Genomic DNA, 21,498 nt, shown 5'->3' on the forward strand with positions numbered 1-21,498 from the left:
CGGGCAGCTCCGCTCAGCGAAGGCTTGAGCGAAAAGCTGCACACACTAGCGGCCGTCGTGCGTTAACACCAGCGCAGCCTACCGGCCACCGGCATCAGGTTGGGCAACTGACGGTGCCGTTGTTGAGGTTCTGCTTGTGAATCTGATAATCGAGGGTGGCCTTGCCATTGGTCCACTTGAGGGTCATCACCAGCAATGAGTCGAAATCGTCGCCAGTCCAGTCATCAATCAGCCGGGTTTTCTTGCCTGAAGCCTCCTCGGCCACCTTGTTGACCAGGTCCGGCAGGTAGCCATGAGACCAGGCGGTATAAATAGTGGCGTCGTGGTACTTGGCTTCCATCAATTCATGGGCCAGATCGCTGGTGTCGTTGGCGCTGAAGTCGATATTCACCGGCAGGCCAAGCTTGATGGCGCTCGGGCCGATGGTCATCAGTGGCCGGATGTAGCTATAGGAATGGTCGCCCTCGCCCTCTTCCACCTGGCGGCTGGGGTTGGCGGCGAAGATGAAGTCGGCCTTGCCGAACTCGTTGGGCAACAGTTCGGCCAGGTCCAGCGCACGATTAAGCCCCTGGCAATTGAGTTGCCCCAGGCCCATGGCCGGCTTCTCGGCGTGGCGCAGAAATACCAGGGTCTGGGTGCCGTTCTTGGGCTCGGCATGCACGCCCTGGCCGCTGGAAAACCAGAAGACCGCCGACGCACTGAGCGCCAGCGGCAAAGCCAGCCAGCGGGCTTTGCGCCAATGGCCCAGGGAAGAGGTGAGATGCTTGATCATATTCAGAATCCGGTGCAGGTTTTTATCAATGCAATTTTGTCCAGTCACTGCGGCAACATTGCCAGACCTGGTGGCTTCATGAATCCATCCGGTGGGTATTACGTCCTTGCAACAGCCTGTCCAGAGGCTAGTCGCCGTATGTTGCGGTATGAAGAAGACCTGCATGAGAGTCGAAAAAAGGCACACCGTTGCAAGCGCCCGGGAAAAATATGCGCTCGGGCGTCGAAAAAGCGTGAAGAACCCCCTGCCAATACGGGTTATTGGCGCGTCATTGCGGGCGTTTGATGCGCTCCCAGATCTGGTTACGCCATGTTTCAACCTCGGGTTTTACGGCTTCGAGGACGAACATGCGGCTGACCATGTCGGCATTGGGGTAGATTGTGGTGTCGTTCCACAGCTTCGGCGCGATCAGGGCATCGGCCTTTTCGTTGCCGTTGGCGTAATGCATCTGGTTGGTGATGTTGGCAATCACCTCAGGGCGCAGCAAATAGTTCATGAAGGCATAGGCGGCCTTTTCGTTAGGCGCATCGATCGGCATCGCCACCATGTCGAACCACATCGGCGCCCCTTCCCTGGGCACCACATAATCGATGGCTTCATGGCGGCCAGCCTTGGCGGCGAGCGCCTGGGCCTGGGAAATGTCACCGGAAAACCCCACGGCCACGCATATCTTGCCCTCGGCCAGATCGGCGATGTAGCTGTTCTGGTGAAAATAGCGCACATAAGGTCGCACGCTGGCCAACAGGGCCTCAGCCTTTACGTAGTCGGCCGGGTCTTCGCTATGCGCAGCCAGGTTCAGGTAATTCAGGGCGATGGGCAGCATCTCGGGGGCATTGTCGATCAGGGCCACACCGCACTCGGCCAGTTTTTTCATGTTCTCGGGCTTGAGCACCAGGTCCCAGGAGTCCAGAGGCACGTTGTCGCCCAGTGCAGCCTTGACCCTGGCTCGATTGAAGCCAATGCCGGTGCTGCCCCACAGGTAAGGGAAACCATGGGCATTGCCCGGGTCGTTGACCTGCAAGGCTTGCAGCAGCACCGGATTGAGGTTGTTCCAGTTCGGCAATTGACGCCGGTCCAGTGCCTTGAGCGCGCCGGCATCGACCTGCCGGGCCAGGAAGTGCACCGAGGGAAACACCACGTCGTAGCCAGAGGCACGCGCCAGCAATTGAGTATTGAGGTCTTCGTTGCTCAGGAAGGTGCTGTAGTTGCCCTTGATACCGGTGGCAGACTGAAAACCCTTGAGGGTGTCGGCCGCAATGTAGTCAGTCCAGTTATGGATATTGACGGTGTCGGCCGCCTGCAGAACCGGCGACGCCAGCAGTAGTCCCGACAGGGTGATTCTCAGCATTGCACAGTCCTCGACTTCGAGGCCTCAGCTTGCCTTCTATATGCTCACGCTTCAATGGAAAAACAAGGCTGGCGCGGCCTGAACGGCCGCAGAGGTTGTTACAAACATGACCCACCTCAACAAATCGAAATAATAAGCGACCGTTTGCCTGATTGTTTGTTGCCTGTCGCAATGCAGTGCTATTTTCAGTGCTCGTTCAAGACATTTCTGACAAACCTGCAGGAATTTGTCCGCCCCTTGGGGTACTGACACACGGCCCTGCGCAGAGACGTCTTGCCCTGACACTCTGGCATCGGATGGTGCTCGTCTGTAACAGGTGGGTCTCATGAACAAGGTCACCTTTCCCAATGCCTGCCAACTCATGCGCTGGCATTTCCATCCTGTGGGCTTTGAAGCCACCATGGATGCCCCCTGCAGCATGATTGCCCGCCTGTTTGATCGCGCCAGCGGCGAAACCCTCGTGGCCATCGCGGGGCTGCCCTGCGCCACGGTGATGAACGCCCGCGACGTGGAAGTGATCATTGAAGCCATCGAGGCCGAAATGGAGCTTTTCAGCCTGCCTGGCAATCTGCTGCAGTTGTCTTGAACAGCCGCACAGCGATCACTCACCGACAGCGACCTGGCAGACTTGGGGCGCCTGGTCCGGGGCCTGACACATCGACTACTCAGCGAATTTGACTGAGCCTTATGGCCTCGCCAACGTTTTCAAGCATTTTTGGCACATCCTGGTGCCAGTCCAGCGCGTAGCCGATGCGCAGGTACTGGCGGTGCAAACCGCTCAGGCTGAACAATTCGCCCGGCGCGATGACCAGCCGACGGGCCAGCAGCGTGTCGAATACCTGGCGCAAATCTACGCCTTGCTGGGTTTCGGCCCAGATACCGCTGCCGCCCCGGGGCATTTCAAAGCGAACCCAGCGGCCCAGGTGCTGATCCATCAGTTGCCCCATGACCTGCATGCGGGCTTCAAGCAAGCCACGCAACTCGGTCAGGTGCTGATCCATCCGTCCACTGCTGCACAGCCGTGCAATGGCTTTCTGTCGCACAGGTGGCAGATCGAAGGCTCGCAGCAAAAAATAGTCTTGCCATAACGGCTCGAAATGCCGGCACAACAGATAACCGTAGGGCGCCTCGGGCCCGAGCAGTTTGTCGAAGCTGCCCAGAATCAACAGCCGCTGCGGATCAATCCACTCGCGCAGGCAAGTGTCGCGCGGTTCGAAAGCCAGTTCGCCGTGGCTGTCATTTTCCAGCACCCAGATGTGCTGGCGATTGAGCTGATGCGCCATGGCCTGGCGGTTATGCAACGGGGCGACGCTGCCGCGTACCGGGTTGAGCCGTGAAGACAGGATCGCCAGGCTGATGCTGTGTTCTGTCAGCAGTTGCTCCAGTGCTGCCAGGCGTACCCCCCCGTCATCATCCAGTGGCATTTCCACCACCTGCACCTGCAAGGATTGCAGCAACCGCAGTTGAGTCCAGTGGCAGGGTGACTCGACCAGTACGCAGCTTCCGGCCAGGCGCAAGGTGTGCACCACCGCCTTGAGCATGCCCAGCAGGTCGGGCCCGATGTACACCTGCTCGGCATGCCAGCAGTCCTGGGCATCGTGGGTATAGCGTGCGGCCAGGGCGCTGCGCAGCTCCATGTCGCCGAACGGCTGGAAGCCGGTATCCAGCCGTTGCGGGTATTGGCGCACCAGCTCGCGCTCGGTGCCCAGCAATACACCCTGCGATGCCAGCAACAGGCTCGGCTCGTCGCCCGAGAGCATGTTTACCCCGGGCCTGCGCACGTTATGGTAAAGCCTGTCGAGCACACTGCCGCCCTCACCCGTCAGCGTTTCTTCACAACTGGCGGGCAAGGCGTAGTACCCCGACTTGGGCACCGAGCAGATCCGCCCCTCTTGTTCCAACAGCGAGTAGGCGCTCTGGATGGTCGAGATCGACACCCGCAGGCGTCGTGCCAACTGGCGCAGCGAAGGCATCTTGAGGGTCGAATCGGTCTGCACCTCGTTGATCAGGCGAACGAGATAGCGATACACCGCCTGGTAGGCGAAATCGTTTTTGTCTTTCATGGCAGGCAACCGGGGGATCGAGCATGGAAATCAAGCGCCGGGCTTTGCGTTCAGGCAAGCCGGCATCGGCACAGCGATCAGCGGCCCGTAAGCCTGACGACCTGAAGTTCGCCGCTGTGTGGATCGACGCGGCGGATACGCCGCTGATCAGGGTCGGCCAGGCGGATACGGGCGATGATGGAGGTGGGGTCGGTGCGCGTCAGGGACTGGCGCTTGTACAGCCCTTGCAAGCCTGGCAGGCTCAGCCCGCTGATTTCCACCAGCCACAGTAGCACCTGATCCGGCGCACTCTGGCCGTCCAGCGCCCGGTGCAGGTCGGCCAGGGCCACCAGCATGCCGGGATGACAACGGCGCAAGAACGCTTCCAGCCCTGCCCCGCCATCGACAAAGGGCGAGAACAGCATGCACACCAGTTGTGCCTCGCTCAGGTCATAGGCTTGCTGGGCAAAATCAGCCGCCAGTTCGCGTCGCGCCTCGATGCGCTGCTCGCCGTCATAGGCGGCCATGGCTTGCTCGATCAGTCGCACCGGCATCTGTTTGCTGCGCATCAGGCTGCGTGCCAGGACCAGGTAGTCGGCAATCCCGTCGGCATACTCGCGCTGCTCGACCCACTGCGCCCGCAGCCCCTGCATATGGGCCATGAGCAACGGGTTGGCGCAATCGGACTCACTGAAGCTGAAGGCCAGGTCCTCGAAGCGAAACGCCAGAAACTCGGTCAGCAGGTTCCAGTGATCATCGGCCTTGCCGCACACCAGGTCATTGATGGGCACGAAGGTCGGGTTCAGCGGTTTGGCCGGCAGCAGCGGTGGTCGAACGCAGGACACCTCTGGCTCGTCCTCACCGTACAGCTCATGCAGCCAGGTCTGGCCGATATGATCCAGACTGCGCATGACGCTCTGCAGGCTCTGGTTACGCCAGTGCCCGGTGTGCAGGCCGCTGCCCTGGGCCAGGCGCATCAGCCAGGTGATGTATTGCTTCTGTTCCTTGCGCGAGTCGCCACTGACCACCGCGTCGGCGCCATTGCCCCAACTGATGGCCCGCCCCAGAAATTGCGCCAGCCCCAGGTAGCAACTGTTGCAGAACGTGGTGCGTGCATCACCCGCCGACAGGTGCCCGGCCTGCAGCATGTCGCAGCGATTCTGCTCGCGTCCGGCACTGGAAAATGGCAGGTCCGGCTCGAAGGCATGTGTGTACTGATGGTCGAACACCAGCATTTCGACCCGCGGATCGTCATACAGGAACAGCGCCGAATAGACCCGATGAATGTTACCCATCACCGCCGGCGTGATGCCGGCATGGCGCAGGGTGGCCACACGCAGGTTGAAGGTGCCGGGCGCCCTTGCCGCAATGCTCAACTGGGCTGCACGCAGCAAGGCCACGGTGTAGGCGCTGTCCTTGCCGCCGCCAAAGGCAATCATGACCGTGAAGCTGCTCATGCGCTCAATGCCGCCAGCGGCCACGATCAGGCGCTGTATCAGCAATTGCAGGGCGGTGCGTTCGGCCCGGGTGAAATAACCCAGCAGCCGTTGCAGCACTTGCTGGTAGACATAGTTCATGGCTTGTTCATGAATGGCACTCATCATGCTGGCCCTGCCCGTCGCGAAGTTGAAACCGCCGATAGCGTGAAGCGGAGTAGACAATGGATCTGACAACCGAACATGGCTCATTCCCTGAGTAGTAGTTATCAATTCATTATCAATATCACTCCCTCGATTACAAGCGACAGGCCAGGCGCAAAACATTAACTCAGCGGCATGAATACACGCATCGAATTAAACATCGACCCGACACTCCTGCCTTTTTAAACACCTGAAAACGCCGTTTTACTCAAGGCTTGAAACCGTGAATTCCAGGCGCCAGACCGGTGGCGACTGGCCCGCGCCAAGGCACCTGGAAAAACAGTCAGGGTCCAGGCCACTTGAAACCATAGAACCCTACAGACCCGCGTTGTTTAATCACGCATTGAAATACCAGACACAGACCCTGGTTAGTAGAGAACTTTCCTACAATAACGGCAGCCCCGTGTAGGAGCCAAAAGCAGAAAAAGGCATTGATTGGAAACAATCAATGCCTTGACTTGGGGAATGCTCTAAAAATTCGGCCTTACTGTATCGGCCTGAAGAAAAGCAGCCGCTAACCGCGCCAACGTGATCAGTCAGTCGTCACTTCCAGCACCGCTCGCCCGCCAATCGGACAACCGTCCATATAACGGTGTGCCTGCACCACTTGCTCAAAGGCAAACGGGCGAATCGCCAGCGGCTGCAACACACGATCGGCAGTCAATTGATTGATGTCGCGCAAGGCGCGCTGCAACGACTCGGCGTCCTGATCAATGCCCAGCTCCGGCTTGCCGGTGAAGTTACCCAGGCAATGCACATAGAACTGGATGTTCTTCTGAAACGCTGCACAGGCCGGAAACGGCGTCTGGTTGCCACCTTGCAGGCCGTACAGGACCAGGCTGCCACGCGGCGCGAGCACATCGCCCATCAGCGACATCTGCGGCCCGCCAAGCCCGTCGAACACCCCATCCACACCGCGATTGGCCGTGTATTTGTTGATGGTCATCAACAGGTCCTGCTCTTCGGTAACCACCACCTTGTCGGCACCCAGCGACAACAGGTAGTCGCGGGCATCGGCAGTCTTGGTGGCGGCAATGACCTTGACGCCCAGGGCCTTGCCCAGTTGCACAAAGCACGGTCCTGCGCAGTGGCTGGCGTCGGTCACCAGCACGGTCTGACCGGCCTTGATGCGCGCCAGATCGACATAGGCGAAATAAGCAATCAGCAAGGGGGTGTAATGCACACTGGCCTGGGCAGGCGTCAGCACGTCGGGATAGCGGGTCAGGGCCGTACGCGGCAACACGATCACTTCGCCGTACACCGGATGCTGGTTGGGGTCGGCTGCCGGAAAGCTGGCCACCTTGTCGCCCACCGCCAGGTCCTCGACACCGACGCCCACAGCCGTCACCACGCCGGCCATTTCATAGCCCAGGCCTGCCGGCAGGCGCGCCTTGGAGCTGGCCAGGTTCTGCCGCCAGAGAACGTCGTACCAGCTGATGCCAATCGCCTGGACGCGTATTTGCACTTCGCCAGGCGCAGGCAGCGCGGCGGGATGCTCTTCGAGCTTGAGCACCTCGGCCGGGCCAAACTGGTGAAAACGGATCGTGCGGGACATTGAGAACCTCGCCTTTTGAACCTAGATGCCCTGCACTTTATCCGGGCTTTCCCGGCAGAACCAGTCAGTGGCTGTTAATAGTCGACATGCCTGTCATCGATTCGCAATAGATACGATCTGCTGTCGAGACGTTCCCTTCCCGGCACAGGCGGCGGCCATTGTTCGCATGTGGCCGGCACTTTGCAACCGTTCGACACCGTTGACCCGCATCCTGCCCCGCACGAATTAATCGTTCCGCCCCCGTGCCGTTTGCCCGTACTATGCGCACCGGTGTCGATACAAGGCGTTTTCCTACAGCCCTACGCGACATGTCCGAATCGACAAATGGCCCGAGCCCCCACGTATGAACCGCAATGACCTGCGTCGTGTCGACCTCAACCTGCTGATCGTCTTTGAAACCCTGATGCACGAGCGCAGCGTGACCCGTGCCGCCGAAAAACTGTTTCTCGGCCAGCCCGCCATCAGCGCCGCCCTGTCGCGCCTGCGCGGGCTGTTCGACGACCCGTTGTTCGTGCGCACCGGGCGCAGCATGGAGCCCACTGCCAGGGCCACGGAAATCTTCAGCCTGTTGTCACCGGCCCTGGACTCGATTTCCACGGCCGTCAGCCGCGCCTCGGAGTTCGACCCGGCCACCAGCAATGCCGTGTTCCGCATCGGCCTGTCCGATGAAGTGGAATTCGCCCTGCTGCCCTCACTGCTCAAGCGCCTGCGCTCCGAAGCCCCCGGCATCGTGCTGGTGGTGCGCCGGGTCAATTACATCCTGATGCCGGCCCTGCTGGCCTCGGGCGAAATCTCGGTGGGCGTCAGCTACACCAGCGACCTGCCAGCCAATGCCAAGCGCAAGGTCCTGCGCCGCAGCCGCCCACAAGTGCTGCGCGCCGACACCATCCCCGGCCCGCTGAGCCTGGACGACTTCTGCAACCGCCCGCATGCCTTGGTGTCCTTTGCCGGCGACCTGTCGGGGTTCATGGATGAATACCTGGAAAAACTGGGGCGCAAGCGCCATGTAGTGCTGGCGGTGCCGCAGTTCAACGGCTTGGCGACCTTGCTGGCCGGCACCGACATCATTGCCACGGTGCCGGACTATGCCGCCGAAGTGCTGACCGCCAACGGCGGGGTCAGGTCCGAGGACCTGCCGCTGGAGTCGCAGACCTTCGAGTTGCACATGGCCTGGCGCGGGGCACAGGACAATGACCCGGCGGAGAGGTGGTTGAGGTCGCGGATTCAGATGTTTTTTGGGGATCCCGATAGCTTGTGATGGACTTTCACTAAATCCCATAAAGTCTTTTTATAACAATCACCTATTGAGACCTTAGTCTCCAAGCGCCTGTCTAGATCCAATGGCTTCCACGGCTCACGGGGGCCTGATTGGGCGCAAATTTAGGCTCCTTAAAAAGGATGCCCCCCAGATAATGCGATTGTTTTCAAACGGAAACTCAGCGAGGCCTTGATCCGCTCGCTGACCGAATCTGGTAAACACGCCGATGGCGAAGTTCCTGGCCTCTACTTGGAGGTCAGGGCGTCGAGCAAGGTCGGCAAATCCCTTTCCAAGGTTTAGCGATTGAAGTATCGGCTGCATGGGAAGGAAAACCGCTGCTCCATCGGCGCTTACTCCGACATTGGCCTCAACCTCAAGGAGGCGCATGACATTGCCCGCGGCGCACGCCGCGACGTGGCACCGGCGCCAGCTCTGCGCAGATGGAGCCTTCGATTTGACTGGTTTTATAGAGTCCGTCAGGTTAACCGGTTACAACGGGCCTTGGCATATAGAAATGCTCTCGGAGAATGTCAGAAAAAAACGTTAGAAGCGCTCGCAACCTTGTTGTTCACTACGTCAATAAGCGCGCTCAGCGCTAGGTCCTGATTCAAAAAACAAAACCAATGCTGGCGTGAGCCCTATACAGGTCCTCCTTACAATTCAACAGTCGAAAGCCCTACCCAGACTTCGCTGGCGGTAGGGCTTCCCGGAGGTCAGTTGACGTAACCCTGTTGGCTGATTCGCCTATTTCCACCAATACTCAAGCTGCACACCAACGTTCGAGCCATGCAAGGCATTACCAAAGGCACCGGTATCCGAAAGCGCTGACCCAGCCGCCATTTGATTCGCTGCGCGTTGGGCTGCTTCGTTCCAGGACGCATAGGTGTAATACAGACGAAGCTCTGGACGGTTCCAGTAGCCAGGCCCTGCAGGAGACCAAGTAGGCGCAATGGTGAACTTCGTCAGTTTGCGCGTCCCACCAGGGGCCTCCACTTGGTCTCGACCGATTTCGGTGCTCAATTTGAATTGTTCAGTGAATGCATAGACCGGGCGTACCCCCACAGAAAGCCAGTTTTGATCATCGCCGTCCGGACGTTTGTCCTTTTGATAGACGATCTGGAACTGCCCACTGAATCGCGAAGTCATTTGCCAGTCGAAGTACTCCACCATGCGCCAACTCTGGTTTGCGTTGTCCAGGGTTGGGTCGCCGGTGTAACTCAAAGCCGTTCCTGGGCCCTGTCCATATTGCACCGCGAAAGTATTAAGGCTGCCAAGAAAGCCTTTCTGCTTGTGCTGGGCGATGGCTGACCAACCAGTGTGCGAGTCATCTTTGTTATCTGGCTTGTCGAGGAAGCTCACGCCCAATTGCAAGGCTCCACCGGGATTGGTATCGAAGCCACTGACGGTGAAGTCGTGGCGGTTGATGAAGTCTTTTTGGAAGAGATTGTCTTTGCGAGAAAAAACGTAACTGTATTTGAGATCACCGATACCTACCTGATCAAAGCCGAAACCATTCGAACTTTGGTTCCAGTAGAAGTAGTCACTCATTTCAATACTATTTCGATTGTAGTAACGGCGGCCCGCCCAAAAAGAGCCTCCGTTAAGCGCGGGCATTTTGCTCCATTCAGCATACATTTGATTCATTCGCGCAAAGCCGTAGTTCCCGGTAAATTTCGGCGTATGGCCGTACTGGTTGTACAGCTGAGCCATACCCTCGACACTAATGGCGGAGCCATCATCGAGTTCGAGAAGTTCCTGGCGCAGATCAAACTCAAAGTACTGTTCGCACTCGTTACCCAACCGGTACTTGGATTGCGCGCCCGGAAGCTGGAAGCAGGACTGACGGCCGCCATCAAGGGCGTTACCCGTACCCGTACGAAGATAGCCGCTGAAATCCAGCGCATTTGCAGACAACGGCATCGCTACAGCCAAACCTACACTCCAGAAAACAGTCTTTAATCGCATGTTGCGTCTCCACTTATTATTTTTATTGGGTTTTCTTGGGACAGCCGAACCCTGCCCGGAAGATTTCTCTTCCAGCGACGTGGGCTTTTCTCAAGTTGCATCGTGTGTATACAGCCTGGAGCCAACCTTGCGAGATCGACCGTTAAAGTCACCTACAGGTGAGGCTCCAGGGGGGCGGTTAAAAACTTTCTATGGCGCTTCAGCCAATCATGATTTGCCTCTGGATTTGGCATACGTATCGAAACCGACCGCCAACACGATGATGATTCCAATCACCACTTGTTGGTAATACGCGGACACGTTCATGATCACCAGGCCATTGATGAGTACGCCGATGAGCAACGCTCCGACAATCGTGCCGCCGACGCCACCTAAACCACCAAACAGGCTGGTACCACCGATCACCACTGAAGCGATAATGCGCAGCTCGTAACCCGTGCCGGCAACGGCCTCAGCAGATCCAAGTCGGGCGGAGAGCAGGAATCCAGCCAGCCCAGCAAGGAAGCCGGTTATGACATAAACACTCAGAACGACAGATTGAACACTCAATCCTGAGAGTCGCGCTGCTTCGGGGTTACCGCCAACGGCATAAACCTGCCGGCCATATCGCGTGTAGCGCAGCGCGATGTATCCCACCAGAGCGACCACCAGAAAGACCAGAACAGGAACCGGTACACCCAGTACGTCCCCTCTTCCCCACCAGCGGAAGGCTTCATTGAAACCGCTCACAGGCGCGCCATCATTCACAATGAGTGTCGCACCGCGCCATACGGTCAAACCGCCAAGGGTCACGATGAATGCAGGTACGCCGAACCGCGTAACCACCTTGCCATGGAGGTATCCCGCCATTGTGCCGACAGCGCAAGCTGCGAGCATCGCAACGAGCCATCCCATGAAGAAGTCGCCGCCGAGTGCCTGCATCAAAAATGCACCGCTGATGGCTGCGAATGCGAGCAGCGACCCCACCGCGAGATCGATTCCCCCGGTGAGAATCACATAGGTCATTCCCACACCTATGATCCCGTAGATCGACACTTCGGTAAGGATGTTTTTGATGTTTCGCGCAGACAGGAACATTGGGTTGTACAGGGTGAAAATGACGATAAGTGCGACGAGAAACAATAACACGCCATACTTCTCAAAGAACCCGACTATCTCAATCTTTTTCCCGCGTTCCACGACTGATTCACTCGATGCTGGCTTGATCATTTTTATTTACTCGATAGACGATGCGGGTGCAACCCGTTCAGGCCACGCCTTGCTGCGAAAACGATGAGCTCACGCCTTGAGCCATACGCGCCATGAGAAGCTCTTCAGTTGCCTCATCAGCCGAGACAATGCCGGTTATCTGTCCTTCACGGAACGTGACAATCCGGTCGCTGACCGCCATGACTTCAGGTAACTCGGAAGAAATCACTATCACGGCGACGCCGGCACGGGCCATGTCGAACAGAAGTTGATGAACTTCCGCCTTGGCCCCTACGTCGATGCCGCGCGTTGGCTCATCGACGATGAGCACCTTCGGCTTGAGGGCCATACAGCGAGCCAGGATCACTTTCTGTTGGTTGCCGCCAGACAGTGTTCCAATGGCCACGCTGTCGTTAGCCATCTTGATACGCAGTCGCTTCTGGTAGTCCTGGATGAGCTGGGTTTCAGCCCGGTCATCGATAAACATGCCCCAACGCTGCAATCCGCCCAGACTGGGCAAACTCATATTCCAACGGATTGAGTGGCTCAAAAAGCAGGCCTGTTGCTTCCTGTCCTCAGGAACAAGCGCAACGCCAGCGGCGATACCTTCTTTGGGAGATTTGAATGGCGAGACTTGGCGTCCATTGACGTAGATCATCCCTTCATCGCATCCGTCGGCACCGAAAATCACGCGAGCCAGCTCAGTGCGGCCTGCTCCCACCAGCCCAGCGAAACCAACAATTTCCCCTGCCCGTACATCGACTGACATGTCGAGCAATGGCGTCGCATGAAGACTCCTTCCTCCACCAGCCGCTGTTCTGGAAACACTTTGCACCTTCAGCATCACCTCACCTGGTGCTCCCGTGAGCGGTTTGCGGACAAACTCCACGTCCCGGCCAACCATCAGTCGAACAATGTCATCAACACTAACGTCGCAAACGTCGCCAGAGATGATGTAGGCTCCGTCGCGAAAGATGGTATAGCGATCACAACACGCCTTCACTTCGTTGAGCTTGTGCGACACATAGATGATGCTGATCCCTTTAGCCTTCAAATCTGCAATGACTTCGTGAAGTTTGTCGACTTCACGGCCACTGAGCGCAGCCGTAGGTTCATCCATGATGATGAGCTTTGCATTCATGGTGAGCGCCTTGGCGATCTCGACCATTTGCTGCTCTGCCACGCTCAGCTTGCGAACCATTGTCTTTGGCGTAATGTGCAAACCAAGATCGTCCAGCACATGCTGCGCGTCACTGAACATCTGCTTCCAGTCAACGAAACCATGTCGTAGTGGTTCACGACCCAGGTACATATTCTCGGCGACTGACATGTCGGCAATAAGGTTGAATTCCTGGTAGATCGTAATGATGCCTACCTCCTGGCGATGTATGGGGGTGTCATGCTCCCCAAGCACGTGACCATTGAATTCAAGTGAGCCTTGACCAGCATCCGCGGGCTGAGCCCCAGCCAGGATCTTTAGAATGGTGGACTTGCCGGCGCCGTTTTCACCCAGCAAAGCATGGGCTTCACCTTTCCCGACTTCGAGCTGTACGCCGTTGAGCGCGACGACACCCGGAAAGGTCTTCTTGATATTGCGAACTTGCAGCAGCCTATCGTTCATCTCGATGCCTCCCAGCCCCGGTTTCGCTACACAAGGGAGGAAGCATTGCTCCCTCCCCCACTGCCTTCAAAAGCGTGACCCCATGGACTACTTGATAGCGCTGAACTGCTCGGCCTGATCAAGGTTTTCCCGCGTGACCATGAATGGCGTAATGGTCACCGACTCGATCTTGGTGCCGTTTCTGATGTTGTCCACAGCCAGGCGCAGTGCTGTGCGAATCTGCTTGCTTGGGCTCTGCTCGACGATGCCTGTGATCTCACCAGCCTTGATGCTTTTGAGCACTTCAGGATAGGCGTCATAGCCAATAATCTTTATCTTGTCGCCCAGCCCCATGCCGCGCACCGCTTCGACAGCTCCAAGCGTCATATCGCCGGTGGAGCAGATGATCACATCAGGTGGATTACCTGCCGAAGCGGTGAGAATGTTCTCGACCACCGACATCGCCTTGGCCCGATCAGCCTCTCCGGATTGCTCAGCGACGAGCTTGAACTTGCTACCGGCAGCGCTCAGTGATTGATGCACGCCCTTCGCACGATCCATCGCAGTTGTGGAACCGATCTGACCGGTGATGAGCACCACATTGGCGCCTGTTGGCAGGTTCTTTACTACCCAGTCGCCCATAAGCCGACCACCCGCCACGTTGTCTGCTGTGACGAATGGGACGGGTGAAGAGGTTCCCTCTACGCGCCGGTCAACTGCAATTACCGGCACCTTCTCGTCCAATACATCATTGATCGCAGGCGCGAGCGCCGTGACATCGTTTGGCGTCAATACAACCGCGGCGACGCCTTGTGTCAGCGAGTTTTCGATGTCTGAGCTCTGTTTGGAAGATGAAGCCTGGGCGTCCTGAACAAGCAGCTTGACATCTAATGTTTTAGCCTCTTGAACAACCTGCTCGTGCATGAAGATGAAGAAGGGAATTGAGAGCGTCTGGAAGCTCACTGCGATCTTTTCACCAGCGGCAAACGTGGCTGCGTTCGTCATCAGCAAAATAGTTGCCACTGCGGTAGCTAGCATTCGATGTTTATTGTTGGTTTTCATCTCGAAGTCCTCAAATGTATCGGTACAGGCACCCGCCGAAATATCCTCGGCTTAGAAGCCAGTTATTGGATCGCGCTATATTGCTCTGCCTGGTCCTGGTTTATCCGGATGACCATGAAGGGCTGAACGACAGCGGTTTCGAACTCAGCTTCCCTCCTGGGCTTAAGCTCGCCGACTACCGCCAATAGATAATCTCTGACAAGCCGAATCCGCTGCAGCAGGCCTCGCGAAGCGGGGCCGCCACACATCGTTGCGTGGACTTTGACTTAGTGAGGTTTAGCAGTCGGGGTGACGGGCGGCTGACTCAGTCCATACCAGGCGATGACTGCAAAACATGCCAGTGGCACATAAAACGCCGTAGCAATGCCGAAGTGATCGGCGAGTACACCCATCAGCAATGGAACAAAGGCACCACCCACGAGCGTCATCACCAGGCATGAACCGGCTTTTTTGGTCTGCGTGCCGAGCCCACGAATGCCCATCGCGAAAATCGTTGGGTACATCACTGACATGAACAGATAGATAGCGACAACCGCGAAGATCGAGATTCGCTCAAATCCAGCAATGGCAACGATGCACAGCACCATGCTCACCGAGCTATTGAGGATCAACAATAAACGTGCGGGAACGTAGCGCATTACCCACGTGCCAGCGAATCGACCGATCATGTAAGCCAGCATCCCGAGCGAAAGCAGATAGGACGCTTTCTGAGCAGAGATCCCTTGCCAGTGATCAATTGTGTAATTGATGAAGAACGCACCGATACCGACGTAGGCACCGACGTTACAGAACTGGGCGGCGAGCGCGCCAGTAAAACTGCTCTTCTTCCAAAGGCTAACTTCATCTCCATTTGGCGTGAGAGCTTCTGAGGATTTTTCGTTGCGAATTTCGGGAAGACGAATTCGAGCAAAGGCGATGAACATCAACATCACAATGAATGCCAACGCTCCATACGTCACCGAAACCAGATCAACGCGGCTACCATTGAATTCAATAGGTGGGGCGAAGAAAACCGCACCACCAATGACCGGGCCGATGAACGCTCCCAGACCGTTGAAAGACTGAGCAAATGTCAGTCGTTGTTCTGATTTTGCAGGGTCACCCAAGGCAGCCGCATATAGGTTTGCAGCGGTTTCCAGGCAGCCTAGGCCGCAGGCCAGGACAAACAACGCAACCAAAAATGGCGCGAATGTACCGGCGATAGAAGCCGGAATAAACAGCAGCGCCCCAACAGCGAACAATGCGAGTCCTGCCAGAATTCCAGCCTTGTAGCCAAAGCGCTCCATAAACAGACCGACGGGCAAGGCAATGATGAAGTACGCCCCGAAGTAGGCCGTTTGAACCAGTCCTGACTGCCCGCGAGAGATATGGAGGGTGTCTTGGAAGTGCTTGTTCAGCACATCGAGAAGTCCATGGGAGAGGCCCCACATAAAAAACAGACTCGTCACGAAAATAAAGGCTATACGCGTCGAGGAAAGCTTTTCGTGGTTATGAGCCAGCCCGCTCAGGGCTTGTGTATCTGTATTCATGACCGGTACCTTTATTTGTTTTGTAAACCGTCATCAGTGCACGCCAGGCGATGTTCAATCCCTGGTCCAGGGCGGGTGTGCCAGCCCCTTGCAACTATGTTTTGCTACGTCAACTTCAAACATCCGTTCTGGTTTTTTTGCTCAGTAAGATGGAGCCCCTTGCAGGGGCCGGGGCTCACGACCTGGAAAGATTAATGATTCCCTACGCTTACAATCTTGCCCGTCTCAGCCGACTCACTCGCACAGTTCGCCAAGCGCAACGCCCGCAGGCCATCACGCGGTGTTGCTGGCATCGGGCTGTTATTCTCAACCGCATCCAGGAAGCTGTTGAGCTCGATCTTGTAGGAGTCGGCGTGACGCTCCAGGAAAAAGTTGAGAAGAGGATCCGCCACGTCAGTCGCCTCTGCGCCATAACGACGGACACTGTTCGTACGATGGTTCTCGTTCAACAGCATGCCCTTGGAACCGGAAACTTCCAGGCGCTGATCAAAGCCATATACGGCCTCACGACAACAGTTGATGTGGCATTGACGACCAGAAGCGGTGCGCATAAGCACCATGACACTGTCGTAATCCGGAATCGATTCGAGCGTCGGATCCACCAGTCGATTACCGACTGCAAAAACCTCGACGGGCTCCTCGCCAAGCAGGCTCCGAGCCATGTCGAAGTCGTGGATGGTCATGTCACGGAATATGCCCCCAGACGTTTCCAGGTAGGCCCTTGCGGCCAACGCCGGATCACGACTGGTGATGATGACTTGTCGAACCACCCCGATTTCACCATCGTCGATTGCACGACGCAGGCGCAGATAATCGGGGTCAAATCGGCGGTTGAATGCCAGCATTACCCGGCCATTCAGGCGTTCAAGCTCATCGACAGCAGCCTTCGCGCGCTCGTAGTCCATGTCGATTGGCTTTTCGCAGATAACGGGCTTGCCGAGCCTCACAGCTTGCAGCATCAGCTCAATATGAAATTCAGTAGGAGTCCCAATAAGCACAGCATCGACGTCAGTACGCTCAATGGCCGATGCATAGTCGTAGGCTGCCTCGCAACCTAGTTGCAAAGCCAGCGCATTAACCCCCTCCTTCCACGGGTCAGCGACCACAACCAGTTTGGTCCGAGGATTTGTAGCGACGTTAGCGGCGTGGATTTTTCCGATACGCCCAGCACCCAATACGGCAATACGCAACATGATGGTTTTTCCCTTGACAGCCTGGCTGCCTATTATTTTTAGGGGGGTGGCGCGGTGGGTATTTTCCACCGCGCAAAAACATGCGGATCTACTAGCGTTACTTGAATTGAGACATGGTGGTTTCGAAGGTTCGCTGAGCCATCTCTTGCAGAGGCAGCTTGCGCACGACTTCCGACAGCACTTCCACACCCCATGGGCCATTGTAGCCAGTAGCCTGAACGGCTTTGATGAAGGCCGGCACATCCAGCACGCCTTCGCCTGGTAGACGGCGTTTGTGGATAGTGTCTTGCCACAGCGGCTCTACGGCGTACTTGTCAGCGTCATCCAGTTCGACAGAGCCAATGAATTTTGCTGGGATGCGAGCAATCTCGCTGAAGTCGACACCACCACGCGCTAAGTGCCAAATGTCCAGCAGTAGCTTGCCGTGGTCGTGGTTCGCGCCCTGGACCAGAGCCAGCGCAGTATCGATCGTACGCACGTTACTAAACGGCATGATCTCCAGAACGATGTCGGTACCGTAGGTCGCGGCTTCAGCGCTCAGTTTTCCAAAGTGCTCGACCATTAACGGGATATTCGCTTCTTCCTGGTGTAGCCCTGGCGCGGTCTTGACTGCACGAGCACCCAGCTCCTGGGCGGCGTTGAAAAGCTCCGCACGCATTTTATCGGAGGCGCGGCGCGCCTCACCGTCCAGGTACCAGTCGGTCAGGAACTCAAACTCAATGTGCTTGATTCCATTCGCTTCGAGGATGTGGCGCATCTCGCGAAAACCGATGCGATCAACGGTCGACATCAGGTCAACGTGAATGAGGCCCACACCCTTGTAACCGGCCTCAGCCGCAGCCTCTACACGATCCCGGAATGCGAATGGGCTGATTTCGGTTGGGCCGAACGGGTACACGTCACCCGACAGAGTGAAGTAGGCGGCCAACAATTCGACGTTTTGATTGCTCATGTGTAACTCCTGAGATGCAGTTGCAAAGATTGAGGCGTGCGAGCCCTGCTAGATCCAGGACAAGCTGTAAAAGGGAAACGCGTTTCCAGTTATCGCACTTCAATACCAATTGGCTACCGAAGAGGCGCTCGCGAACGATCTTCCGCCGAGAGGGATCGACGAATTCCGGGAAAAATCCGAGGGATATCCCCATTTACGCCAAGAGGAAAGATTGATGTTGAATCGAGATTGCGCTGCTTCGACCGACGTAGCGTTAGCCGCCCACTCGGTGCGGTGCATATTGGATACAGGAATCAACAACGCCTTCGCAGCGGCGCTGAAGATTTGGAGGAAGGCAAGGAGCAAGTACATCGCTATGTCTCCGTTCTTGTTTTAGTGCAGCTTGAGAAGCTGTCGTTGTGGGGACGATCTTAGGCATGCGTTTTAGGAAGAAAAATACCAGAAACTGAAATCTCTTTTTCACTCAGCGGAAGAATCCAAGCCATCGAAAAGGCTCGATGGACCCTTGCTGATCTTTAAGGGTGCAGCATTGGGCCAACGTCGGACGCTTTTACTCACTAGGAACCAGCATAAAAGGCTCATAGGATATTTTTCCACCTATGAAATAAAGATTTCCAAAAGCGAGGTTTTATAAGCCCATTCGTAATTATAGGCTGGGACTGACCTGAAGCTGGGAAGGCCCGCTTCAGGTGGCTACAAGAAAAGGCATGCCTCGACACCCGCTCACATGCCCACGAGAGACCCCAAGAGGCCTAGCATGAAAAACCATAACGCCGTTGAAGAATTAATTCGCGAGCTGGAAAGCAAGCGCTATGAAGCAATCATCGCTGGCGATTTCAACGCCTTCAAAGCTTACGCGCATCCTGATTTGAGCTATGCCCACTCCACTGGAGTCGTTGATACGCTTGAGAGCTACCTCGACAAGTGCCTGGGTGGATTTTATGTCTATCACCATATTGAACATCCGATCGAGTCCATCAAAGTCGTTGGGGACATTGCGCTCGTCTTCGGCGAGATGAACGGTGAAATCACGGCAGGTGGCGTCCGCAAGACGCTGCGCAATAAAGCCTTGGCCGTCTGGGAACAGCGCGACGGCGAGTGGAAGCTGCTCGCTTATCAGCCGACAGCTATCCCAGCGTAAACGCGCACTGCCAGAGCGGATCTCTACGGCCTGAGAGATAGCCGCGCCAACTCTCAACGACAGGAACACCTGACAAAATGAAGAACTTTACTTACACCGGCCTGCCAGCTCGCGTGATCTTTGGCAAAGGATCCCTTCAACAGCTGGAGGCAGAGATTGACCGCCTCGAATCCCGACGCGCCCTTGTGTTGTGCACACCCGAGCAACGTGATCAGGCTGAGCGAATCGCCGATATTCTGGGCAAGCGTGCTGCCGGCATCTTCGATAAAGCAGTGATGCATGTCCCCATCGAGACCGCTCGTGAAGCGCGGGAAGTTGCGAAGGAACTGGGAGCTGATTGTGCTATTGCCATTGGCGGCGGTTCCACTACCGGTTTGGGTAAGGCAATCGCGCTGGAATCAGGCCTGCCAATTCTGGCAATCCCCACGACATACGCTGGCTCGGAAATGACGCCAGTGTATGGCCTGACCGAAAACGGCATCAAGAAAACAGGTAAAGATCCACGAGTCTTACCGAAGACTGTGATCTATGACCCAGAGCTTTCGGCTACCCTCCCCCTGGGCATGTCGATCATGAGTGGCATGAACGCCATCGCTCACGCTGCAGAGGGTCTCTATGCCCAAGATGGAAACCCTGTGATGTCGCTGATTGCAGAAGAAGGCATTCGTGCGATGGCCGAGGGACTGGAGCGCATCAACCACACGCCTGACGATCTGGATGCCCGCAGCGATTGTCTGTATGGCGCCTGGTTGTGCAGCACTGTGCTTGGCCATGTAGGCATGGCCCTGCATCACAAGCTGTGTCACACGCTGGGTGGCAGCTTCAACCTCCCCCACGCCCAGACACACACTATCGTGCTGCCCCACGCGATCGCCTACAACGCCAGTGCGGCTCCGGACGCAGCCGCGCGCATCGTTCGAGCCCTGGGCGGGAAACATGATTCAGCCGGTGGTGCTTTATTCGATCTCGCGCAAAAACTCGGTGCCCCCATGAAGCTGAGCGAGCTGGGGCTCACCGAGGTGGATCTTGATCGCGCGACAGACATTGCTCTCAGCAATCCCTATTGGAACCCGCGACCGATCGAGCGCGAGGGGATTCGCCAATTGCTGCAAGATGCATATGAAGGAAAACGCCCTGTTTAGCTAACTATTGCCTTACCCACTCGGTGACCGTGAAGGAAGTCGAGTGGGCTTTTTTCATCGAGTCCAGTAACGCTCGTAGTCGCTACGCTTGAAGTGATCGAGCAAGAAGTCGATGAAAAGGCGAGTCTTTGCGGGCATGTGACGTCGGTCCTGAAACGCCAGATTGATGGTCAATCGAGGCAGATCCCAATCATCCATCACGGGTATCAGTCTACCGGCTACTAGGTCGTCATAGATGATGTACTTGGGCTGTACCAGTATCCCTGCCCCCGCCAGTGCTGCTGCCCTGACAATCTGACCGTCGTTCGTCTCCAAGGCCGGTTGCACCTTGATGCTTTCATGCACCCCATCCCGAGTGAACTCCATCGTGTTGGGATGGTTCGCAAGGCTATAGATCAGCACATCATGCTCGGCCAAATCCTGCACGGTCCTGGGGATCCCCTTGCGCTGGAGGTATTTGGGCGAAGCGGCGAGTACACGCCTGGTCTCGGCCAGCCGACGGACAGTAATGTTCGAATCGGCTTCGTATTCACGCGTTCGAACCGCTAAATCAATCTCACTGTCGATGATGTCGTAGTACCGGTTGGCGCCGATGATCTTGACCTTGATTCCGGGGTAGCGGCGCTGAAACTCAGGCACGATGGGGGCGATATGCAACATGCAAAAAGAGATGGTGGCGCTGATCGTCAGAGTGCCCGCTGGCTCAATCAGAGCAGCACTGACCGTGGCCTCTGCATCCGCTAACTCAGCGAGCAGGCTTTTGCATTTTGCATAAAAGTCATGCCCTGAGTTGGTAAGTGATAAACGGCGCGTACTCCGCTCCACCAGCCGAACGCCGAGCCGTGTTTCGAGCGCGGCGAGGTGACGACTGGCAGCGGCATTGGAAATTTCCAGCTTTTCAGCCGCGCGACTCAGCGTTCCCAGTTCAGCCGTGTATACGAAAAGCTCGAGCTCAGTAAATCGATCCATCCTTAGGCATCCACACAAGAAGGGGGAGATTATTTCTGTGGTGAAAGAAAGATTTTCATTTTTAGTATTTTATTCCACCGCCAGTGACTTTAGCGTATCGCTATAGTTTCGGGAACAGGCATCTGCCAGCCAACAGCTGATG

18 protein-coding genes and 1 pseudogene are annotated in these 21,498 nt (G+C 56.6%); 6 read left to right on the forward strand and 13 right to left on the reverse strand.

Annotated features, from left to right (window positions below; all coding sequences use genetic code 11):
- Positions 1-94: 94 nt before the first annotated feature.
- The gene (locus tag DGA31_RS05190; protein WP_056840133.1) at positions 95-778 is read right to left on the reverse strand and encodes a hypothetical protein; all 684 of its coding nucleotides are present in this window, start codon (positions 776-778) and stop codon (positions 95-97) included.
- Between DGA31_RS05190 and DGA31_RS29525 the strand changes: the two genes are divergently transcribed.
- On the forward strand, positions 761-1,057 hold the full coding sequence (locus DGA31_RS29525; RefSeq protein ID WP_152034995.1) for a hypothetical protein: 297 nt from the start codon (positions 761-763) through the stop codon (positions 1,055-1,057). The genes DGA31_RS05190 and DGA31_RS29525 overlap by 18 nt on opposite strands.
- Here the strand turns inward: DGA31_RS29525 and DGA31_RS05195 are convergent.
- The gene (locus DGA31_RS05195; RefSeq protein ID WP_109511797.1) at positions 1,041-2,120 is read right to left on the reverse strand and encodes a polyamine ABC transporter substrate-binding protein; all 1,080 of its coding nucleotides are present in this window, start codon (positions 2,118-2,120) and stop codon (positions 1,041-1,043) included. The genes DGA31_RS29525 and DGA31_RS05195 overlap by 17 nt on opposite strands.
- A 325-nt stretch (positions 2,121-2,445) precedes the next feature.
- On the opposite strand from DGA31_RS05195, the gene DGA31_RS05200 reads away from it, so the two are divergent.
- Positions 2,446-2,706 carry a DUF1652 domain-containing protein gene (locus DGA31_RS05200; RefSeq protein WP_056839178.1) on the forward strand — a complete coding sequence of 87 codons (261 nt, stop codon included), beginning with the start codon at positions 2,446-2,448 and terminating at the stop codon, positions 2,704-2,706.
- Between the two features lie 79 nt (positions 2,707-2,785).
- Here DGA31_RS05200 and DGA31_RS05205 read toward each other — a convergent pair whose 3' ends face one another.
- The 3 genes from DGA31_RS05205 to DGA31_RS05215 form a co-directional block, all read right to left on the reverse strand.
- Positions 2,786-4,183 carry an aminotransferase-like domain-containing protein gene (locus tag DGA31_RS05205; RefSeq protein WP_109511798.1) on the reverse strand — a complete coding sequence of 466 codons (1,398 nt, stop codon included), beginning with the start codon at positions 4,181-4,183 and terminating at the stop codon, positions 2,786-2,788.
- Between the two features lie 77 nt (positions 4,184-4,260).
- Positions 4,261-5,763 (reverse strand): hypothetical protein, encoded by a 1,503-nt coding sequence (locus DGA31_RS05210; RefSeq protein WP_109511799.1) that lies wholly within the window; start codon positions 5,761-5,763, stop codon positions 4,261-4,263.
- 571 nt (positions 5,764-6,334) lie between these two features.
- Positions 6,335-7,357: a zinc-dependent alcohol dehydrogenase family protein gene (locus DGA31_RS05215; protein ID WP_056839171.1), complete on the reverse strand. Its 1,023-nt coding sequence runs from the start codon at positions 7,355-7,357 to the stop codon at positions 6,335-6,337.
- A gap of 343 nt (positions 7,358-7,700) precedes the next feature.
- Here DGA31_RS05215 and DGA31_RS05220 point away from each other — a divergent pair, with 343 nt between their 5' ends.
- Complete coding sequence (locus DGA31_RS05220) at positions 7,701-8,615, forward strand: LysR family transcriptional regulator (RefSeq protein ID WP_109511800.1); 915 nt, start codon at positions 7,701-7,703, stop codon at positions 8,613-8,615.
- A gap of 159 nt (positions 8,616-8,774) precedes the next feature.
- Positions 8,775-9,035, forward strand: a pseudogene (locus tag DGA31_RS30160) (Arm DNA-binding domain-containing protein); the annotation flags it as partial.
- Between the two features lie 324 nt (positions 9,036-9,359).
- Here DGA31_RS30160 and DGA31_RS05230 read toward each other — a convergent pair.
- From DGA31_RS05230 to DGA31_RS05265, 7 genes are all read right to left on the reverse strand, one after another.
- Positions 9,360-10,580 carry a maltoporin gene (locus DGA31_RS05230; RefSeq protein WP_109511801.1) on the reverse strand — a complete coding sequence of 407 codons (1,221 nt, stop codon included), beginning with the start codon at positions 10,578-10,580 and terminating at the stop codon, positions 9,360-9,362.
- 207 nt (positions 10,581-10,787) lie between these two features.
- Positions 10,788-11,789 carry an ABC transporter permease gene (locus DGA31_RS05235; protein WP_024668197.1) on the reverse strand — a complete coding sequence of 334 codons (1,002 nt, stop codon included), beginning with the start codon at positions 11,787-11,789 and terminating at the stop codon, positions 10,788-10,790.
- Between the two features lie 37 nt (positions 11,790-11,826).
- Positions 11,827-13,389: a sugar ABC transporter ATP-binding protein gene (locus tag DGA31_RS05240; RefSeq protein WP_109511802.1), complete on the reverse strand. Its 1,563-nt coding sequence runs from the start codon at positions 13,387-13,389 to the stop codon at positions 11,827-11,829.
- A gap of 87 nt (positions 13,390-13,476) precedes the next feature.
- Positions 13,477-14,430 (reverse strand): substrate-binding domain-containing protein, encoded by a 954-nt coding sequence (locus tag DGA31_RS05245; protein WP_109511803.1) that lies wholly within the window; start codon positions 14,428-14,430, stop codon positions 13,477-13,479.
- A 266-nt stretch (positions 14,431-14,696) separates the two neighbouring features.
- Entirely contained in the window at positions 14,697-15,959 is a 1,263-nt protein-coding gene (locus DGA31_RS05255) for a sugar MFS transporter (RefSeq protein ID WP_109511805.1), read from the reverse strand.
- A gap of 191 nt (positions 15,960-16,150) precedes the next feature.
- A complete protein-coding gene (iolG, locus tag DGA31_RS05260) occupies positions 16,151-17,152 on the reverse strand; it encodes an inositol 2-dehydrogenase (RefSeq protein ID WP_109511806.1) in 1,002 nt (333 codons plus the stop codon).
- Positions 17,153-17,249: 97 nt separating this feature from the next.
- On the reverse strand, positions 17,250-18,104 hold the full coding sequence (locus DGA31_RS05265) for a sugar phosphate isomerase/epimerase family protein (protein WP_109511807.1): 855 nt from the start codon (positions 18,102-18,104) through the stop codon (positions 17,250-17,252).
- Between the two features lie 757 nt (positions 18,105-18,861).
- Between DGA31_RS05265 and DGA31_RS05270 the strand changes: the two genes are divergently transcribed.
- Together DGA31_RS05270 and DGA31_RS05275 are read left to right on the forward strand one after the other, a co-directional pair.
- Positions 18,862-19,245 (forward strand): nuclear transport factor 2 family protein, encoded by a 384-nt coding sequence (locus DGA31_RS05270; RefSeq protein WP_024668243.1) that lies wholly within the window; start codon positions 18,862-18,864, stop codon positions 19,243-19,245.
- A 77-nt stretch (positions 19,246-19,322) separates the two neighbouring features.
- A complete protein-coding gene (locus tag DGA31_RS05275; protein WP_109511808.1) occupies positions 19,323-20,387 on the forward strand; it encodes a maleylacetate reductase in 1,065 nt (354 codons plus the stop codon).
- A 54-nt stretch (positions 20,388-20,441) separates the two neighbouring features.
- Here DGA31_RS05275 and DGA31_RS05280 read toward each other — a convergent pair whose 3' ends face one another.
- Positions 20,442-21,356: a LysR family transcriptional regulator gene (locus DGA31_RS05280; RefSeq protein WP_109511809.1), complete on the reverse strand. Its 915-nt coding sequence runs from the start codon at positions 21,354-21,356 to the stop codon at positions 20,442-20,444.
- Positions 21,357-21,498 lie beyond the last annotated feature (142 nt).

The sequence above is a fragment of the Pseudomonas ovata genome (genome assembly GCF_003131185.1).
Classification (GTDB): domain Bacteria; phylum Pseudomonadota; class Gammaproteobacteria; order Pseudomonadales; family Pseudomonadaceae; genus Aquipseudomonas; species Aquipseudomonas ovata.

What these genes read in the sequence shown, in the direction of transcription:
- DGA31_RS05280 (WP_109511809.1), bottom strand. Translation starts at nt 21,356, where the DNA reads ATGGATCGATTTACTGAGCTCGAGCTTTTCGTATACACGGCTGAACTG.
- DGA31_RS05245 (WP_109511803.1), bottom strand. Translation starts at nt 14,430, where the DNA reads ATGAAAACCAACAATAAACATCGAATGCTAGCTACCGCAGTGGCAACT.
- DGA31_RS05220 (WP_109511800.1), top strand. Translation starts at nt 7,701, where the DNA reads ATGAACCGCAATGACCTGCGTCGTGTCGACCTCAACCTGCTGATCGTC.
- iolG (WP_109511806.1), bottom strand. Translation starts at nt 17,152, where the DNA reads ATGTTGCGTATTGCCGTATTGGGTGCTGGGCGTATCGGAAAAATCCAC.
- DGA31_RS05205 (WP_109511798.1), bottom strand. Translation starts at nt 4,183, where the DNA reads ATGAAAGACAAAAACGATTTCGCCTACCAGGCGGTGTATCGCTATCTC.
- DGA31_RS05275 (WP_109511808.1), top strand. Translation starts at nt 19,323, where the DNA reads ATGAAGAACTTTACTTACACCGGCCTGCCAGCTCGCGTGATCTTTGGC.
- DGA31_RS05235 (WP_024668197.1), bottom strand. Translation starts at nt 11,789, where the DNA reads ATGATCAAGCCAGCATCGAGTGAATCAGTCGTGGAACGCGGGAAAAAG.
- DGA31_RS05195 (WP_109511797.1), bottom strand. Translation starts at nt 2,120, where the DNA reads ATGCTGAGAATCACCCTGTCGGGACTACTGCTGGCGTCGCCGGTTCTG.
- DGA31_RS05270 (WP_024668243.1), top strand. Translation starts at nt 18,862, where the DNA reads ATGAAAAACCATAACGCCGTTGAAGAATTAATTCGCGAGCTGGAAAGC.
- DGA31_RS05215 (WP_056839171.1), bottom strand. Translation starts at nt 7,357, where the DNA reads ATGTCCCGCACGATCCGTTTTCACCAGTTTGGCCCGGCCGAGGTGCTC.
- DGA31_RS05265 (WP_109511807.1), bottom strand. Translation starts at nt 18,104, where the DNA reads ATGAGCAATCAAAACGTCGAATTGTTGGCCGCCTACTTCACTCTGTCG.
- DGA31_RS05210 (WP_109511799.1), bottom strand. Translation starts at nt 5,763, where the DNA reads ATGAGTGCCATTCATGAACAAGCCATGAACTATGTCTACCAGCAAGTG.
- DGA31_RS05230 (WP_109511801.1), bottom strand. Translation starts at nt 10,580, where the DNA reads ATGCGATTAAAGACTGTTTTCTGGAGTGTAGGTTTGGCTGTAGCGATG.
- DGA31_RS29525 (WP_152034995.1), top strand. Translation starts at nt 761, where the DNA reads ATGCTTGATCATATTCAGAATCCGGTGCAGGTTTTTATCAATGCAATT.
- DGA31_RS05240 (WP_109511802.1), bottom strand. Translation starts at nt 13,389, where the DNA reads ATGAACGATAGGCTGCTGCAAGTTCGCAATATCAAGAAGACCTTTCCG.
- DGA31_RS05255 (WP_109511805.1), bottom strand. Translation starts at nt 15,959, where the DNA reads ATGAATACAGATACACAAGCCCTGAGCGGGCTGGCTCATAACCACGAA.
- DGA31_RS05200 (WP_056839178.1), top strand. Translation starts at nt 2,446, where the DNA reads ATGAACAAGGTCACCTTTCCCAATGCCTGCCAACTCATGCGCTGGCAT.